Source organism: Amycolatopsis sp. NPDC104819, assembly GCF_055583145.1.
The window spans coordinates 85589-101263 of record NZ_JBVJON010000011.1; the positions used below are offsets into that span (position 1 = coordinate 85589).

Annotated in this window: 12 protein-coding genes (1 of these 12 running past the window's edge); 4 read left to right on the forward strand and 8 right to left on the reverse strand. The window is 74.5% G+C overall.

Annotated elements, in window-relative coordinates; all coding sequences use genetic code 11:
- Nucleotides 1-707: the 3' end of an SDR family NAD(P)-dependent oxidoreductase gene (locus ACZ63E_RS31765; RefSeq protein ID WP_465339839.1), read on the forward strand. It extends 26554 nt beyond the left edge of the window; 707 of the gene's 27261 nt are visible here — the last part of the coding sequence; its start codon lies beyond the left edge, outside the window; the stop codon is at nucleotides 705-707.
- 166 nt (nucleotides 708-873) lie between these two features.
- Here ACZ63E_RS31765 and ACZ63E_RS31770 read toward each other — a convergent pair whose 3' ends face one another.
- The 3 genes from ACZ63E_RS31770 to ACZ63E_RS31780 all read right to left on the reverse strand — a co-directional run bounded on the left by ACZ63E_RS31770 (nucleotide 874) and on the right by ACZ63E_RS31780 (nucleotide 9064).
- Nucleotides 874-3522 carry an AAA family ATPase gene (locus ACZ63E_RS31770; RefSeq protein WP_465339840.1) on the reverse strand — a complete coding sequence of 883 codons (2649 nt, stop codon included), beginning with the start codon at nucleotides 3520-3522 and terminating at the stop codon, nucleotides 874-876.
- A 4-nt stretch (nucleotides 3523-3526) separates the two neighbouring features.
- Nucleotides 3527-6079 carry a helix-turn-helix transcriptional regulator gene (locus ACZ63E_RS31775; RefSeq protein ID WP_465339841.1) on the reverse strand — a complete coding sequence of 851 codons (2553 nt, stop codon included), beginning with the start codon at nucleotides 6077-6079 and terminating at the stop codon, nucleotides 3527-3529.
- Between the two features lie 162 nt (nucleotides 6080-6241).
- Nucleotides 6242-9064, reverse strand: a complete 2823-nt coding sequence (locus tag ACZ63E_RS31780; RefSeq protein WP_465339842.1) for an ATP-binding protein — start codon at nucleotides 9062-9064, stop codon at nucleotides 6242-6244.
- A 324-nt stretch (nucleotides 9065-9388) separates the two neighbouring features.
- Between ACZ63E_RS31780 and ACZ63E_RS31785 the strand changes: the two genes are divergently transcribed.
- Nucleotides 9389-9829, forward strand: a complete 441-nt coding sequence (locus ACZ63E_RS31785; protein ID WP_465339843.1) for a PTS mannitol transporter subunit IIA — start codon at nucleotides 9389-9391, stop codon at nucleotides 9827-9829.
- Between the two features lie 6 nt (nucleotides 9830-9835).
- On the opposite strand, the gene fbaA is transcribed toward ACZ63E_RS31785, so the two are convergent.
- The gene (fbaA, locus tag ACZ63E_RS31790; protein ID WP_465339844.1) at nucleotides 9836-10867 is read right to left on the reverse strand and encodes a class II fructose-bisphosphate aldolase; all 1032 of its coding nucleotides are present in this window, start codon (nucleotides 10865-10867) and stop codon (nucleotides 9836-9838) included.
- A gap of 237 nt (nucleotides 10868-11104) precedes the next feature.
- On the opposite strand from fbaA, the gene eno reads away from it, so the two are divergent.
- On the forward strand, nucleotides 11105-12388 hold the full coding sequence (gene eno / locus ACZ63E_RS31795) for a phosphopyruvate hydratase (protein ID WP_465339845.1): 1284 nt from the start codon (nucleotides 11105-11107) through the stop codon (nucleotides 12386-12388).
- A gap of 34 nt (nucleotides 12389-12422) precedes the next feature.
- On the opposite strand, the gene ACZ63E_RS31800 is transcribed toward eno, so the two are convergent.
- Complete coding sequence (locus ACZ63E_RS31800) at nucleotides 12423-13028, reverse strand: MerR family transcriptional regulator (RefSeq protein ID WP_465339846.1); 606 nt, start codon at nucleotides 13026-13028, stop codon at nucleotides 12423-12425.
- Nucleotides 13029-13230: 202 nt separating this feature from the next.
- On the opposite strand from ACZ63E_RS31800, the gene ACZ63E_RS31805 reads away from it, so the two are divergent.
- Nucleotides 13231-13905, forward strand: coding sequence for a hypothetical protein (locus tag ACZ63E_RS31805; protein WP_465339847.1), 675 nt, complete (start codon nucleotides 13231-13233; stop codon nucleotides 13903-13905).
- On the opposite strand, the gene ACZ63E_RS31810 is transcribed toward ACZ63E_RS31805, so the two are convergent.
- From ACZ63E_RS31810 to ACZ63E_RS31820, 3 genes are read right to left on the reverse strand one after another with little or no spacing between them, the layout of a single operon-like run.
- Nucleotides 13881-14972 (reverse strand): ATP-binding protein, encoded by a 1092-nt coding sequence (locus ACZ63E_RS31810; protein WP_465339848.1) that lies wholly within the window; start codon nucleotides 14970-14972, stop codon nucleotides 13881-13883. The genes ACZ63E_RS31805 and ACZ63E_RS31810 overlap by 25 nt on opposite strands.
- A 28-nt stretch (nucleotides 14973-15000) precedes the next feature.
- Entirely contained in the window at nucleotides 15001-15303 is a 303-nt protein-coding gene (locus ACZ63E_RS31815) for a hypothetical protein (RefSeq protein ID WP_465339849.1), read from the reverse strand.
- 13 nt (nucleotides 15304-15316) lie between these two features.
- Nucleotides 15317-15673 (reverse strand): hypothetical protein, encoded by a 357-nt coding sequence (locus ACZ63E_RS31820; protein WP_465339850.1) that lies wholly within the window; start codon nucleotides 15671-15673, stop codon nucleotides 15317-15319.
- Between the last annotated feature and the right edge of the window lie 2 nt (nucleotides 15674-15675).

Sequence of the window (15675 nt, forward strand, 5' to 3'; positions counted from 1 at the left end):
AGATCCGGCGGCTGGCCCGCGCCGGCGTCGGGCTGCTGGCCCCCGAAGACGGTCTCGCCGCGTTCGACGCGGTACGGGCGGGCGCGGACCCGCTGGTGATTCCGGTGCGTCTCGACCTGCCGGCGTTGCGAGCGCTGGAGGAAGTGCCACCGGTGCTGCGGGCGCTCGTCCCGGCCCGGCGGACTCCGGCCGCCGCCGTCCCGGACCTGGCGTCCCGGCTCGCCGGGCTCGGCGGGACGGAGCGGATCGAGCTGCTGCTCACCGTCGTCGCGGACGCGGTGGCGGTGGTGCTGGAGCACGGCGACCAGGACGCCGTCGGCCCGGACCAGGCGTTCTCGGAGCTGGGCTTCGACTCCCTGACGGCGGTCGAGCTCCGCCGCCGCCTGAGCGCGGTGACGGGGCTGGCCCTGCCGGCGACGGTGGCGTTCGACCAGCCGACCCCGCGCGAGCTGGCGGGGTACTTGGCGGAGCTGCTGGCCCCGGACGACAAGCCGGAGCAGGCAATCCTCGCCGACCTGGCCCGGCTGGAGGAAGCGTTGCGCGACACGGTGATCGACGCGGAGGCCCGGGAGGAGATCACGGCTGGTTTGGACCGGGTCCGCGGCACGTGGACCGCCCGAGACGACGTGACGGAGGTCGACTTCACCGACGCCAGCGACGACGAGATGTTCGCGCTGCTGGACGAGAAGCTGGGCGCGGAGGACTGAGCGGACGGTGCCCAGCTGGCTGCCTGCGGCCAGGCGAGAGCTCAAGAACGCGCCCAGCCGAGCTGCGCGGAAAGGTCCGGTTCTCGCAGCGGGCAACCCGTCCCTCTCAACCCGCAGCCGGGCTGCCCGGAAGGGGTCGGTCTCTCGCGGCGGCCGACCGCCCCTCTCACCCCGCGGCCGGCCGAGCGCTCAACACCGCCCCCAACTGAGCGCGCCCGTCGATCTCCAACTTGCGGTACAAACTCGTCAGATGCTTCTCCACCGCGCGGCGGCTGATGCTCAGCTCGTCGGCGATCTCGGTGTTCGTGCGGCCGCCGGCGGCCAGGCGGGCCACCGTGGCCTCGCCCGCCGTGAGCTCGGCCGGCGGGCGGGGGCGGTCCGCGTGGCGGAACGTGCCGTCCTCGCGGGCTTCCAGGCGCCCCGCGCCGCAGCTTTCGGCCAGCTGCTGGGCGCGGGCCAGCAGGCGGCGCGCCGCCTCAGGGTGCGTCGTGCGCAGGCGCGTGCCCAGGTCGGCGCTGGCCTTGGCCGCCTCGAGCTCGTCCGGGGCGCCGTCGAGCAGGTCCACGGCCTCCCGGAGCAGCTCCACCGCGCGTCGTGGCTCGGCGAGGACCGCGAGGATCCGCAGCGACCGGCCGAGGATCGCCGGCGCGCCCCACGCGACGGAGTGGCGGTGGTGCTCCTCGGCCAGCTGCCGGGCCTGCTCCGCGTGACCGAGCCGCCGCGCCAGCAGCGCCGCCGAGCCGCGCCACGCGTAGATCGCCGGGTTGCGCCAGCCCGCCCGGTCCAGCAGCCGGCCGCGGTCGAGGAACTGCGCCAGCGCCGCCTCCGGGTCCTCGCGGGCGGCCAGCATCCCGAGCAGCCCCCGGCGGACCGCGAACACCGCGAGGTCGTCGTCCCCGGGCAGCCCGTCGAGCACCTGCCGGGCCAAGTCCCGGCTGCGCGCGGAGTCCGCGACCAGCGCCAGGGTCGTCGCGGGCAGCGCCAGCACGTCGTAACCGCCCGGGTCGGCCGCCCGGAACGCCCGTTCCGCCGGCTCCCCGGCCTCGGTGAACCGCCCGCGCGAAAGCAGCGCCAGCGCGCGGTGGACGTCGACGAGCACCCGGGTCGCCGCCGTCGCCCGCGGCCCGCCCGCCGACGCCAGCCACGGCGCGACGGCGTCCGGCCGGCCCGCGGCGGTCAGCACGAGCGGGACGATCCGCAGGGCGGTCCCGGCGCGGACCGTCCGTGCGGGCTCGTGGTCCAGCAGGACCGCGGCCTGCCGGGCGGCTTCGGCGGCGGTGATCCGGCCGCCGAGCGTGGCGGCCAGCAGCACCACGGCGCGCAGCTCCCGTTCACCGCCACCGCCCGGCCGGGCCGGCAGCTCCCGCAGCCGGGCCGCGGCCGCGGCGAGCCGGGCCGGGTCCTCGAGGGCGGTGAACCACCGCCGGGCTTCCAGGCGGTGGGCCAGGTCGGAGCCGTCCGGGACGGCCGCGTCGCCGACCGTCCGGACCAGTTCGGTCACCAGCGGTCCGCGCGCGGCCGCGGTCAGCGGGATCCGCGCGACCGCTTCGGCCCGCTCGCGGCCGGCGGGCAGCAGCGGCGCCGCCTGGACCAGGTGCCGCACGGCGGCGCGGGGATCCGGCTCGGCGGCGGCCAGCTCGGTCAGCAGCCGGGCCCGGCCCGGCTGCCCGGGCGGCACGTCGAGCAGCGCCCGACGCAGGTGCCGCGCCGCCCAGGGGAGGGTGCCGCGGGGCGGGTCGGCCCCGGCCACGTCCTCGGGCGGAAACCCTTGCGCCGTCAGCAAAGCCACCGCGGCCCGGTGCGCGTCGGCGGCGCCGGCCGCGGACCACGCCTCCTCGACTACCCGCACCAGCGCGGGCTCCGGCACCAGCCGGCCGTCGGCCGCGGTGTCCAGCCAGGTCCCGCCCAGCAGGGCGCGGGCTTCGGCGCACGCGGCGTCGTCCAGCCCGGCCAGGTGGGCGACGAGCGCGGGCTCGGCGTGCCGGCCCAGCACCACCACCGCCCGCGCGAACGCCTCGACCGCCGGCTCGCGCCGGACGAGCAGCCGCAGCCGGTCGCGGTGCACGGCGGCGCCGAGCTCGCGCAGCAGGGCGCAGTCCGCGGCCGCGCCGGTGAGGCGGTCGGCGAACGCGCGGTCCAGCAGCCGGCCCAGGTCCTTCGGCCGGCCGCCGGTGAGGTCGTGGCAGGCCGCGGCGAACTCCGCCGCGGCGCCGGCGCCGATCCGCGCGTTCGTGACCACGCGCGAGCCGGCCGGGGACAGGGGCAGCGCGCGCACGCGGCGCCGCGCGGTCCGGTCGAGCTCACGCAGGTCCGGCGCCCGCGGGGTGTTCGGCAGCACGACCCCGAGCAGCACCCGCGTCCCGCGCAGCCGGCCGGCGAGGAAACCCAGCGCGCGCACGGAAAGCGCGTCGGCCCACCGCAGGTCGTCCACGACCACCACCACCGGCTCGCGCTCGGCCAGCGAAGCCAGCAGGACGTGCAGGCCGTGGAGCACGGGAACCTCGTCGACGCCGTCCGGGACCGGACCGGCCAGCGTCCGCACCATCCGCCCGGCGAGCGCGGGCAGCGCGGCCCCGCACGGGTCGTCGAGCAGCGGCAGCACGAGCTGGCGCACCACGCCGAACGGCAGGTCCCGCTCCGCGGGGGCGCCCCCGGCGCGCAGCACCCGCGCGCCGCGGTCCGCGGCCGTGCGGCCCAGACATCGCAGCAACGCCGAGCGGCCGGTGCCGGTTTCCCCTTGCACCGCAACCACTCCGCCGGCTTCGCGCACGGCGTCGTCCAGCAGAGCCAGCTGGCTTTCGCGTTCGACCAGCACCGGATCAGCCTCCCGGCGCCCGGGTGGTCCAGCGGTCCGCGAGCGCGGTCCGGCCCTTGAGCCCGAGCTTGCGGTAGACCTTGGTCAGCCGCAGCTCGACCGTCCGCAGCGCGATCGACAGCTCCCGGGCGATCTCGCGGTTGGCGAGCCCGCGCGCCGCGAGCTCGGCGACGTCGCGTTCGGCGGGGGAGAGCGTGTCGGGCCGCTGCGGGAACCGCGGCGCGGGCAGCGGGTCGGCGGGCGGGCGCGGCGAGGGGACGGCACGGCGCGGGCCGGCGGCCGCCCGGTCGCGCAGCGCTTCGAGCGCGGCGGCGGTGCCCCAGCGCTCGGCGAGCTCGATCTCCTCGGTGACCAGGGCGACGGCCGCGGCGGTGTCCCCGAGACGGCGCAGCGCCAGGGCCGCCGTCGTGCGCCACCCGGCGACCATCGGGTTGACCCAGCCCCGCGACCGCAGCACGCGGCCGCATTCGAGGACCGCGGCGAGCGCGGTCTCGGGGTCGTCGTCGGCGAGGGCGAGCTCTGCCTCGGCGTGCAGCAGGAACGCCGTGGACACCCCGTGACCGTCGCCGCGGAGCTCCTCGGCGGCGACGTCGCGGGCCTGGTCGAGCCGGCCGAGCCGCAGCCGCGCGGTGACCTCGACGGCGAGCCGGAGCGGGACGGCGGCGGGGTGCCAGCACCGCACGGGCAGCTCCCGGTCGGCGGCGGCCAGATCGGACAGGGCGTCCTCCGGCCGGTCGGCCCGCAGCGCGGCGGCGGCGCGGTCCACGAGGGCGCGGGCGGCGGCGGCGCGCGCGTCCCGCCGGCGCGCGGCCGCGACGACGACGGTGAGCCCGTCGACGGCCGCTTCGGCCGCCCCGGCGCAGAGCAGCGCCCGGCAGGCGGCGACGCGCGGCATCAGCGGCGCGTCTTCCCGCACGACGAGGGCGTGTTCGGCGAGCTCGAGCGCGCGGGCCCGGTTTTCCCCGCGCACGGCCAGCCGGAAGGCGGCGGCCCCGGCGACGGCGGGATCGTCGTCGTCGCTGCCGGGCCATTCGGGTTCGCCCGCCGCGTCTGCCCGGGCGAGCCACGCGAGGGCGGCCCGGGCGGGTTCGCCGGTGACCAGCCGGTGCACGGTTTCGCCGTCACCACGGGCCAGGAGCAGGTCGGCGGCCGTGGTCGCGGCCGGCAGGTGCGGCAGTTCGGTCAGCACCTGGACGAGCCGCCGGTCGGCGTGCCCGGGTTCGCGGCGGACCACCGCCGACGCCAGCCGGAGCAGAACGGCGGCCCGGTCCGCGGGCCCGCCGGGCTCGGCGAGCGCACGGCGAAGGGCCTCGGCGGCCGCGGGAGCGTCGCCCTGGGCCGCGGACTGTTCGGCGGCGTCGACGAGCACCGCCCGCGCCCAAGGTTCCCCGACGGGCGGAGCCCCCCGCAGCAGATCCGCGGCGACGAGCGCCCCCGCCCCGCTCCGGTGAGCCAGTTCGGCCGCCCGCCGCAGCAGCGCGGCGCGGTCCGGGCCGCTCAGCTCGGCGAGCACATCGGCTGGTCGCGGGTCGTCGACGAGGCCACCCGCTTCGAGGGCGCGCATAGCCGCGGGCACGGCGTCGGGAGCGAGCCCGGCGAGCGCCGCGGCGGCGCCGGCGCCGAGCCGCCCGGAGACGGATATGCCCCGGAGGAGAGCCAGGGCATCGAGGGGAAGGCCCCGGCGGATCCGGGCTGCGCGAGCGGAGGCCAGCGCTTGTCCGGTCGCGGCGATCCGGTCGGGGCGCCAGTACGCGGGTGGTTTGCTAGCTTCCGCGGCCCACTTCGCGGCTGGGCGTGGGGTTGCGGGTGAGGTCTGGCCGACTTCGATGCTCGCGGTTTCGTGCGTGGCCATGCCGTGCTTGGTCGAGGCTGAGGCTGAGGTCGATGCCGGTGCCAGTGCCGGTGCTGGGGTCCATGCCGATGCCGAGGCCTGTCCCGCATCCGCCGCCCACTCCGCGGCCAGTTCCCGCAGAACCGCCGGCCGCCCCCGCACCACATCCAGGACCGCCGCCATCACCTCCGGCGGCAGCTCACCCAGCACCTCCCGCGCCAGCACCGCCGTCTCGTCCTCGGTCAACGGCGCCAACGGAATCCGCCGCCCGAACGCCGACGGCTCGTACCCCGTCGCCAGCAGCAGGATCCCTCGGTCGTGAGTCCGTTCCGCCATCGCCGCGAACCAGCGCAGGGACCACTCGTCCGCCCACTGCAGGTCGTCGAGAGCCAGAACCAACGGCCGTTCGCCGGCCAGCGACGTGAACGCGTCGCAGAGAACAGTGGCCGCCCGTTCGCGGTCGTCCAAGCACTCGCTCAGCAGCTCGGCAAAACGGGCCGGTGGCCACAAAACCGCCATCAGCTGGGTCACCGCGCCGAACGGGACGCCGTCTGGGACGCAGGATGCCAGGGCGGCCGGGCGGGCCCACTCCAGCAGGGCCGTCCGGCCGGTGCCCGGGGCTCCCGAGATGCCCGCGGTCGCGCCGTGGCCGCGGGCGAGGTCCGCGACCAGGTCGCCGAGCGCGGTCGTCGCGCGTTCCCGGCCGACGAGACGCGGTTCGCGCACGGGACGACCTCCTCCGCCGGCCGGTCGACGTCGACCTGGGGCTGAACCGCAGCCTAAGCCGCCGCGGGAGCGACGGCGGCGAGCCGTCGAGCGGGGCCGGGAGCTCTGCCCGCTTGACCAGGATTCGCGGGCACAGCCGGGCAACCCGCGACCAACTGTGACTCAGTGGTCGCGCAACGCTTCCGCCAGTTCGGCGCGGCCGCCGATGCCGAGTTTGCGGTACGCGCTCGTCAGGTGGACCTCGACCGTGCGCTGGGTGATGAACAGCGACTCGGCGATCTCGCGGTTGGTCGCGCCCTCGGCCGCGCGCTGGGCGACGCGCCGTTCGCTGCCGCTCAACGCGTCCGACGGCGAGCCCGTGCCGTGGCGCATCCGGCCGCCCGCTTCGGCCAGCGCCGGCAGCGACAGCCCGAGCTGCTGCTTGTCCCGGCTGAGCACGGAAAGGTCGATCGACCGGCGCAGCCGCTCGCGCGCGCCCTCGGCGTCGCCGCGTGCCAGCAGCCGGCGGCCGAGCAGGTATTCCGCCTTCGCCTGCTCCACCTTCGCCGGTGAGTCCGCCAGCAGCGCGGCCGCCGTCCGCAGCCGCTCGATCGCCGCGTCGCCGTCGGCCAGCGCCCCGCGTGCCGTCTCCAGCATGCCCAGCGCCCGGTTCGTGCCCCAGCGGCGGACCGCCGGCTCGACGGAGTCCAGCACCGCCTCGCCCTCGGCGGTGCGGCCGAGCCCGGCCAGCAGCTCGGCCGACTCGTACCACCACGGCGCCAGCACCGGGTTGCCGATCCCGTTGCCCGCCAGGCTTTCCCCGCAGGTGCGCAACCCGGCCAGCGCGCCGTCGACGTCGCCCAGCGCGGCCCGGGCCCGCGCCTTCGCCACCAGGTACCAGTGGTACTCGAGCGTGAAGTCCTCGAGCCGCGGCCGGACGATCGCGGCGAGCGCCGCCTCCGCGCCCGCCGGGTCGCCCTGGCGCACCAGCAGCGAGCCGAGCGCGGTCTGCGGCATGGCGATGCCCGGCGCCCAGCGCTCCTGGGTGATGACGTCGAACGAGTACTGCGCGTCGGCCAGCGCGTCGGCGAGGTTGCCGGAGAACTGGTGGATCAGCGAGCGGATGGTCGTGCCCAGGACGTAGGTCCAGGCCTCCCCGCGGCGCTGCGCGTGGCCGAGCACCCCGGTGATCGCGGCGAGCGCGGGCTCGGGGTGGTCGGCGAGGTAGAGGGTGAGCACGGCACTCAGCACGGCCCAGCCGCCCGGGGCGACGTCGCCGATGCGCAGCACCTGGCCGGCCTGTGCGACGACCTCGGCGGCGGGACGGCCCTGCAGCGTGCCCAGCGACGAAAGCATGCCGAGCAGGTCCCGCTCCTCGGCGGTGTCACCCGGCGGCGGGACGACGTCGCGGAACCGCGCGCCCACCGGCACGACGGTGGCCTTCTCGTCCAGGCCGGACAGCAGCAGCGCCGACTGGCTGACCATCCGCAGCGCCCGGTCGGCCGCCGTGGGCGCGGGCCCGATCACGGCTTCCAGTGCGTCGGCCACCTCGGTGGCCAGTGCGTAGGACCGCTGGGCGTTCTGCGCGCTCAGCGACACCATGACGTACTGCATCACGATCGGCACCCGGCGCCGCGGGTCGCCGACGAGCTCGAGGGCGCGCTCGAGGTGCCGCAGCGACGTCGCCGGGTCGATCTGCCCGAGCACCCGCGCCAGGTGCACGAGCACGGGCACCTCGTCCTCGTGGGCGCGCAGCACCCGGCCGAGGTAGCGGGCGGCCGCGGCCGGGGCGCCGCGGCTTTCGGCGGCCGCGGCCGCCTCCCGCAGCACCGTGACCATCCACGGCCGCGGCGGCCCGTCGAGCGCCAGCAGGTGGACGGCGACCTCCTCGCTGGAGCGGCCGCTGTCGTTGAGCAGCGTGGCCGCGCGTTCCCGCAGCCGGGCCAGCTCGGCCGGGTCCGCGGTGGCCAGCGCGGCCGCGCGGATGAGGTCGTGGGTGTAGTCCAGCCGCTCCGGCTCGAGCAGCTCGCCCTCCCGCAGCGCCCGCACGGCGGCGCCCGCCGGCCCGGGCCGCGTGCCGGCGAGCGCGGCGATCGTCTCGAGGTCTTCGCCGCCCAGCACGGCGATCGCGCGCGCGACGGCCAGCGCGTCGGGGGAGAGCCGGTCCAGCAGCGGGCGCGCCACGGCTTCGCGGCCGAGCTCGTCCAGCGCGCCGGCGTGCGCCGCGTCCGGGGGCACGTGGCCGCGCAGAGCGCCGATGACGCGGTCGAGCAGGAACGGGTTGCCGCCGGAGACCTCGGCCGCGCGGCGGGTGAACTCGGGGTCCGGGACCGCGCCGAACCCGCTCTCGAGGATTTCGGCGACCGCGCCGGCGGCCAGCGGCGCGAGGTCGACGGACAGGCAGTTCGCGGCGGCGCCGAGCTCGGCGAGCTCCTCCGGCCCCGGCTCACCGGGGCCGGTGCGCTGGGCCGCCAGCACCAGCACCGGCAGGTCTTCGGCGCGGCGCAGCAGGAAACCGAGCCAGCGCAGGGAGGTCTCGTCGCACCACTGGACGTCGTCGACCGCGAGGACGACCGGGCCGCGGGCGGCGAGGCCGGCCACGAGCCAGGACAGGCCGTGCATGACCGAATAGGTGTCGGACGGGCTGTCCCCGCTGCCGGGCACGAGCGCGGGCAACGCGAGGCGGGCGCTTCCGGTCAGCAGGCCGGACTCCCCGGCGCCGCCGTCCGGCCACAGTGGAGCGAACAGCGCGCGGACCACTTCGTAGGCGGCGACGGCGTCTTCGGCGCAGGTCACGGTGAGCACGGTGGCCGCGGTCCGGGCCGGCTCGGCCAGCGCGGTCGCCAGCAGCCGCGTCTTGCCGATACCGGCGGGCCCGCGCAGGAGCACCGCTTGGCCTTCACCGAGGGCGGCGGCCCGGGCGCGCCCGGCGAGCACCCCCAGCTCCCAGTCCCGGCCGGCCAGTCCCGGCCGGGCCGATCCCCGCAAGCCACTCCGAAGAGCCACGTCTCTCCCGTCTCCGCGCGGACGCCGGGACGAGGGCCGTGCCGGCGCCTCCAGCCTGGCTCATCCGCCCGGCGCGCGCGGCACCGGGCTCGGCGCGGGAGCGGTTCGTGCCTGGCCGGGCGGTTCCGGACCCGGTTTTCCGTGGAGAACGGCGGAATCGCTTGACAACGGCCAAAAGATTCACTTCGAAGGAAATTCCCATGAGCCGGGAATGGTGTGACGCGCGCCCGGGTCGCCGCCGGATCGGCTTTCCGTGGCGTACGGTGATCGGGCACGACGACGTGACCCTGACCGTCTGTTCCGGATTCCCGAAAGAACGAACTCATGCCGAACGAAAAAGTGCTGCCCTTCTCCGTGTGCTCGGTGGACCTCGGCGTCCGCGCCGGAAGCCGCTGGGAAGCGTTGGCGCACATAGGGAAGTCGCTCGAAGAGTCCGGGTCCGTCCACACGGGATACCGTGACTCGCTGCACGCGCGCGAGCGCCGGGCGTCGACGTACCTGGGGCACGGAATCGCGGTTCCGCACGCCCTGCACGTCCACGACTACCTGCTGGTGAACCCGTCCCTGTCATTCACGCGGTTCGCTACTCCCATTCCCTGGGAAGACGAAGAAGTTTCACTCTGTATCGCGATCGCCGCGTCGGCCGCCGAGCACGTCGAAATCCTCTGCCGGATCACCGCGCTGCTCGTCCACCCCACCCACCTCGACGTCCTGCGCGCCACGGAGGACCCGGACGAGATCACCCGGATCCTCCGTGAAGCGTGAACCCGGTTACTTCAGGCGGGTGCCGGACGAACCGAGGGCTTCGCACGCCTCGACGATCCGGGCGGCCATCCCGCCCTCGGCGGCCTTCAGGTACGACCGCGGGTCGTAGACCTTCTTGTTGCCGACCTCGCCGTCGATCTTCAGGACGCCGTCGTAGTTCTTGAAGAAGTGGTCGACGATCGGGCGGGTGAACGCGTACTGCGTGTCGGTGTCGACGTTCATCTTCACCACGCCGTAGGACACCGCCTCGCGGATCTCCTCCGGCAGCGAACCCGACCCGCCGTGGAAGACCAGCTCGAACGGCTTCGACCCGGCGTCCAGGCCGAGCTTCTTCGCCGCCGCTTCCTGGCCGCCCTTGAGCACGTCCGGGCGCAGCTTCACGTTGCCCGGCTTGTACACGCCGTGGACGTTGCCGAACGTCGCCGCCAGCAGGTACCGGCCGCGGTCGCCGGCGCCCAGCGCGTCGATCGTCTTGAGGAAGTCGCCTTCGGCGGTGTAGAGCTTCTCGTTGATTTCGGCTTCGACGCCGTCCTCTTCGCCGCCGACGACGCCGATCTCGACCTCGAGGATGATCTTCGCGGCGGCGGTCTTGGCGAGCAGCTCCGTGGCGATCTCGAGGTTTTCGTCGAGGTCGATGGCCGAGCCGTCCCACATGTGGGACTGGAACAGCGGGTTCTGGCCGTTCTTGACCCGCTCGGCCGAGATCTCGATCAGCGGCCGGACGAACCCGTCGAGCTTGTCCTTCGGGCAGTGGTCGGTGTGCAGCGCGACGTTCACGTCGTAGCGCGCCGCGACGACCTGGGCGAACTCCGCGAGGGCGGTCGCGCCGACGACCATGTCCTTGACCTTCTGGCCCGAGGCGAACTCGGCGCCGCCGGTGGAGAACTGGATGATGCCGTCGCTCTCCGCCTCGGCGAACCCGCGGATGGCGGCGTTCACGGTCTCGGACGAGGTCACGTTGATGGCCGGGTAGGCGAACTCGCCTCCCTTGGCCCGGTCGAGCATCTCCGCGTAGACCTCGGGGGTGGCGATGGGCATCGTCGGGCTCCACTTCGGACTCGGGGGTGGGGTTTCCGGCGGAACGCTAGCCCAGCGGCCGGGCCCGGCGGTGCTCGTGCGGGGTGATGCTGGGGTTTTCCCCAGTGGCGGCCGGGTAGACAGGGGAGTACCGGTCCGGCCGGTGGCAGGTGACGACGTCGTCCCGGCCGTGCCGTGTTCGTCCCGCCGGCCTTCCCTGGAACCGAAGTACGACTCCGTCGTGCGCTGAGGAGAGAAATGACTGCCATCGTCCAAGTCACCGGCCGGGAGATCCTGGACAGCCGCGGCAACCCGACCGTCGAGGTCGACGTCGAGCTCGCCGACGGTTCGTTCGGACGGGCGGCGGTGCCGTCGGGCGCGTCGACCGGCACGCGGGAAGCGGTCGAGCTGCGTGACGGTGATCCGCACCGCTTCCTGGGCAAGGGGGTCTCGAAGGCGGTCGCCGCGGTGAACGGCGAGCTGGCCGACGCGGTCGAGGGGCTCGACTCGCGGTCGCAGGCCGCGGTGGACCGCGCGATGATCGAGCTGGACGGCACGCCGAACAAGGCCCGCCTGGGCGCGAACGCGATCCTCGGGGTTTCGCTGGCGGTGGCGAAGGCGGCCGCCCAGGCGCACGTGCTGCCGCTGTACCGGCACCTCGGCGGCGACGACGCGAACCTGCTGCCGACCCCGATGATGAACATCGTCAACGGCGGCGCGCACGCGGACAACGGCATCGACTTCCAGGAGTTCATGATCGCGCCGGTGGGCGCGACGAGCTTCGCGGACGCGGTCCGCATGGGGGCCGAGGTGTTCCACACGCTGCGCGGGATCCTGCGCGACGCCGGGCACAACACGAACGTCGGGGACGAAGGCGGGTTCGCCCCGCAGCTCGACACGGCCGACGAGGCCCTGGGCTTCGTGGTGCGGGCGATCGAGCAGGCCGGGTACGTGCCCGGGGACGACGTCGCGCTGATGCTGGACCTGGCCGCGTCGGAGTTCTACCAGAACGGCGTTTACCACTACCGCGGCGAAGGCGTGAAGCGCTCGGCGTCGGAGCACGCCGGCTACCTGCGCGACCTCGTGGCCCGGTACCCGATCGCGTCCATCGAGGACGCGATGGCGGAGGACGACCTGGCCGGCTGGCAGCTGGTGACCCGGGCGCTGGGGGAGGAGGTGCAGCTGGTCGGGGACGACGTCTTCTGCACCAACGTCGGCCTGCTGTCCGACGGCGTGGCGCAGGGGGTGGCGAACGCGATCCTGGTGAAGGTCAACCAGATCGGCACGCTGACCGAGACGCTCGAAGCGGTCGAGGTCGCTTCCCGGGCCGGGTACGGGGTCGTGCTGTCGCACCGGTCCGGCGAGACCGAGGACACGACGATCGCCGACCTTTCGGTGGCCACGGACTGCGGGCAGATCAAGACCGGGTCGCTGTCGCGGACCGACCGCACGGCGAAGTACAACCAGCTGCTGCGGATCGAGGAGGACCTCGGGCGGTCGGCGCGGTACGCGGGCCGGGCGCCGCTGAGCCGGCAGCGCTGAGCCGGGCCGGCGCCGGGACCGCGGGGTCCCGGCGTCAGGCCTGCGCCGGCGCGGCGAGCACGTCGACGAGGGCGACGTGGCGCAGCCCGGCGAAGAGCCGTTCGCCGAGCAGGGTCGTGATGAGCGCGGTTTCGCCGGGCCGCCGGGCCGGGCCGACGTCGTTGATGAGGGCGGCGTCGACGGCGGCGACCGCGCGGGCCAGGTCGGCGTACTCGGCGAGCCGGCCGGAGATCGCGCCGTGGTCGAGGCCGTGGCAGACGGCCAGCACGGTGACCAGGTTGGCGACGGCGGGGTCGGTGTCGTCGACCGGCGCGCCCAGCAACTCGGCGACCCGGCCGAGCGCCCAGTCGCGCGCGGTCTCGGCGACCGGCCGGACGTGCACGCGGCCGTCCTGCGCCACACCGAGCACCACCGGAGCTTCCCGGCCGGCGTCGAGCGCCGCGAGCACGTCCGCGACCTCGGCCAGCGAGAGCCCCCCGATCTCGCGCAACGCGCAGACGAGCCGCAGCCGTTTCACGTGCTCGGGGGAGTACTGCGCCTGGTTGTGCCCGACCCGCCGCCCGGCGGGCAGCAGGCCCTCGCGCAGGTAGTACTTGATGGTCGCGACCGGAACACCCGATTCCGCGCTGAGTTCAGCCATCCGCATGGTCGCCGGTACCCCTTCTCGCACCCGTTCGCACGGGAGAGCCCAGTGAACCGCGCGCGGCCCGGGGTCGCCCAGCACCGGCCGTGAAGTCTGGTGGGATGACCACATTTCGCGGCGCGATGCAGCAGCCGGGAGGGGTCCCCGGCGCTTCGTGAGAGTCTTCTCGCCAACCCGGGTCCGGCCGAGAGGATGTCCGATGCGTCGGGTCGCGCGTGCTCGCTGGAATGTGGTCCTCGCCGGCCTGTTCCTGGCCGTGAGCGTCGTCACCGGATGTGGGACCGAGGAGCCGCCGGCTCGCCCGTGCCCCGGCCCCTCGGAGCAACCGGCGCCGTACAACAAGGACGGTGCGTCCTTCCCCGGCCCGGGGACTCGGTTCGCCACCCTGATCAAGGCGACGTCCGGTTATCCCGACCCGGGCAACGGCCACCGGCTGCTGTGGGGCTCGTTCGCGCCGGAGCTTCCGACGGCGTGGGAGCCGGTGCCCGAACCCAGCACGGATCCCACCGGACGGCAGGTTCAAGACGGCCGCCACGGTGCCATCTACGCGGCGAAGGTGCAGCTGGTCGTGTGCGAATACCCGCTCTCCGTGGACGCCCGGAGCGTCGGCTACGGCTGCGGGCCGTACCAGGGCGGCGTCGGGTCGATCGCCGTGTACCGCCTGCGATACCGCTACGAAGTGCGGCAAGCGCGCACCGCCGCCCTGGTCGGCAGTTTCGAGCTGGACAGCAACGCCTACCGCACCCCGGTCGACCTGTTCTGCCCCGACCGGGTCGACCGGGCCGCGCCGGAAGACGCCGCGGTCGCCGACGTCGTGGCGGACGAAGACCTCGCGACGGCGCTGCGTCCCTACGTCGCCCCCTCGCGGCCCTGAGCCCGGCTGGCCAGCCGGGCGTCGATCTCGGCTTTCGTCGCCGCCAGGTCGACAGAGCCCGAAGGGATTTCCTCGGCGCCGGCGGACAAGCGTTGCCGGAGGTGCGTGGTCAGCAGATCCATCGGCAACGCCGGCAGTCCACGCCGGGCCGCCGCGACGGCCGCGCGCAGGACGGCTTCCTTGATGTCCCGGCCGGTCACCCCGTCGATCTTCGCGAGGGTGGCCACGTCGACGTCCGCGGCGAGCGGAAGCTCGTCCGGGAGGTGGTTGCGCCAGAGCGCCTTCCGGGCTTCCGGGCCGGGCAGGCCGAAGTCGACGTGGGTGAGCCGGGACGAGATCGCCGTGTCGTAGCTGCCCTGGAGGTTCGTGGCGAAGATGACCAGGCCTTCGAACGAGTCGAGAGCCATGAGCAGCTCCGTCCGCATGGAGTTGATGGCACTTTCGGCCGCCTGGTCGGGCTGCGAGAACCGGCGTGACAGCAGGGATTCGGCCTCGTCGACGAACAGCACGGCGTTCTGCGTGGCGGCGGACCGGAACAGGTTCACCACGTTCTTGGGGCCGTCTCCGTGGTACTTGCTCTCCAGGTCGGACAGCCTGCTCGTGATGATGCCGCGGTTCAGCCGGTGGGCCACGGCGTGCGCCGCCATCGTCTTCCCGGTGCCCGGCGGGCCGCGGAAGTTGATCGCGACCGAAGGGTTCGGCTCGATCGACCGGAGGTTCCACCGGTCGAAGATCGTCGGCGCGACCTCGACGAAGGCGACGCAGTCGAGCAGCAGCTCGGTCGTCTCCCCGGGCAGGACCAGCTGGTCGAACCGCCACTTGGGCTGGGCGGGGGTCAGGACCGCGGCGCGGGGTTCGGTTTTCGGCGCGGCCTGGATTCGCTCGGGCGGAGCCGGAGCGGGCTGCCGCGACCCGTATCCGGCGGTGATCGCGAAGGGGCCGGTCCGGTTCCGGCGGGCCATGGTCGAGATGAGCTCGAACAGCCGCACGCGGAACATCGCCAGGTCGGTCGGGCCGGCGTTCGGAATCGTGCCCTCGAAGAAGAAGTCGGACGATCTCGGTTCCACCTGGGCTCTCCCGTCTTCCGGACCGCGGTCAGGTCCTGATCGTGATGACATTCGTGCCACCGAAGCGGTTGTGCAGGGCCGGGTCGAGGGTCTGCGCGTCCCACGACTGCGTGGCGACCTTGACCCCGAGCGGGGAGAAAACGCCGACGACCACCTGGTACCGGCCGGTCGCCAGCCGGTTCTTGATGATTTCGGCCGAGCCCCTGGCCGCCGACCGGGACGCGATGTAACTGTCGACGGCCCGCCAGGACAGGATTTCGACGACAACGGCGGCCGCCGCGGTCCCGGCGCCGGCGAGCAGCGCGAGCAGGATGAGTGTGATCGGTTCCATTTCCCCCGGCTTTCTAGGTGAAGACGATCATTCCGTCGCCTTCGTTCGTCTTCCTGATCAGGTCCTGGTCGGAAGTGGCCGGGGAAGAGACCGCCCGCGCGTCGAGCACCGTGCCGTTTCGCCGGTCGTAGATCGCCTGCACGATCTGGGTGCTCGCGCTGGTGCGGGAAAAGACGCCCGGCACCTCCACATAGTTGTGGTTGTTCAACCGTTTGGCCAGGACGACCCCGATCACGTCGCGGTCGCGCTGCGGGATACGCCGGCGCGCGGTGAACCAGTCGACGATCTTCCGGAGGGTCAACACCACGAGAGCCACGACGACCGATCCGACGAACGACGCGATCGCCAAGCTGAGTGAAATGGGTTCCATCA

Bases quoted from the DNA above. Each gene is read 5' to 3' on its own strand.
- ACZ63E_RS31785 (WP_465339843.1), top strand. From the start codon at position 9,389: ATGCCGAACGAAAAAGTGCTGCCCTTCTCCGTGTGCTCGGTGGACCTC.
- fbaA (WP_465339844.1), bottom strand. From the start codon at position 10,867: ATGCCCATCGCCACCCCCGAGGTCTACGCGGAGATGCTCGACCGGGCC.
- eno (WP_465339845.1), top strand. From the start codon at position 11,105: ATGACTGCCATCGTCCAAGTCACCGGCCGGGAGATCCTGGACAGCCGC.
- ACZ63E_RS31800 (WP_465339846.1), bottom strand. From the start codon at position 13,028: ATGGCTGAACTCAGCGCGGAATCGGGTGTTCCGGTCGCGACCATCAAG.
- ACZ63E_RS31805 (WP_465339847.1), top strand. From the start codon at position 13,231: ATGCGTCGGGTCGCGCGTGCTCGCTGGAATGTGGTCCTCGCCGGCCTG.
- ACZ63E_RS31815 (WP_465339849.1), bottom strand. From the start codon at position 15,303: ATGGAACCGATCACACTCATCCTGCTCGCGCTGCTCGCCGGCGCCGGG.
- ACZ63E_RS31820 (WP_465339850.1), bottom strand. From the start codon at position 15,673: ATGGAACCCATTTCACTCAGCTTGGCGATCGCGTCGTTCGTCGGATCG.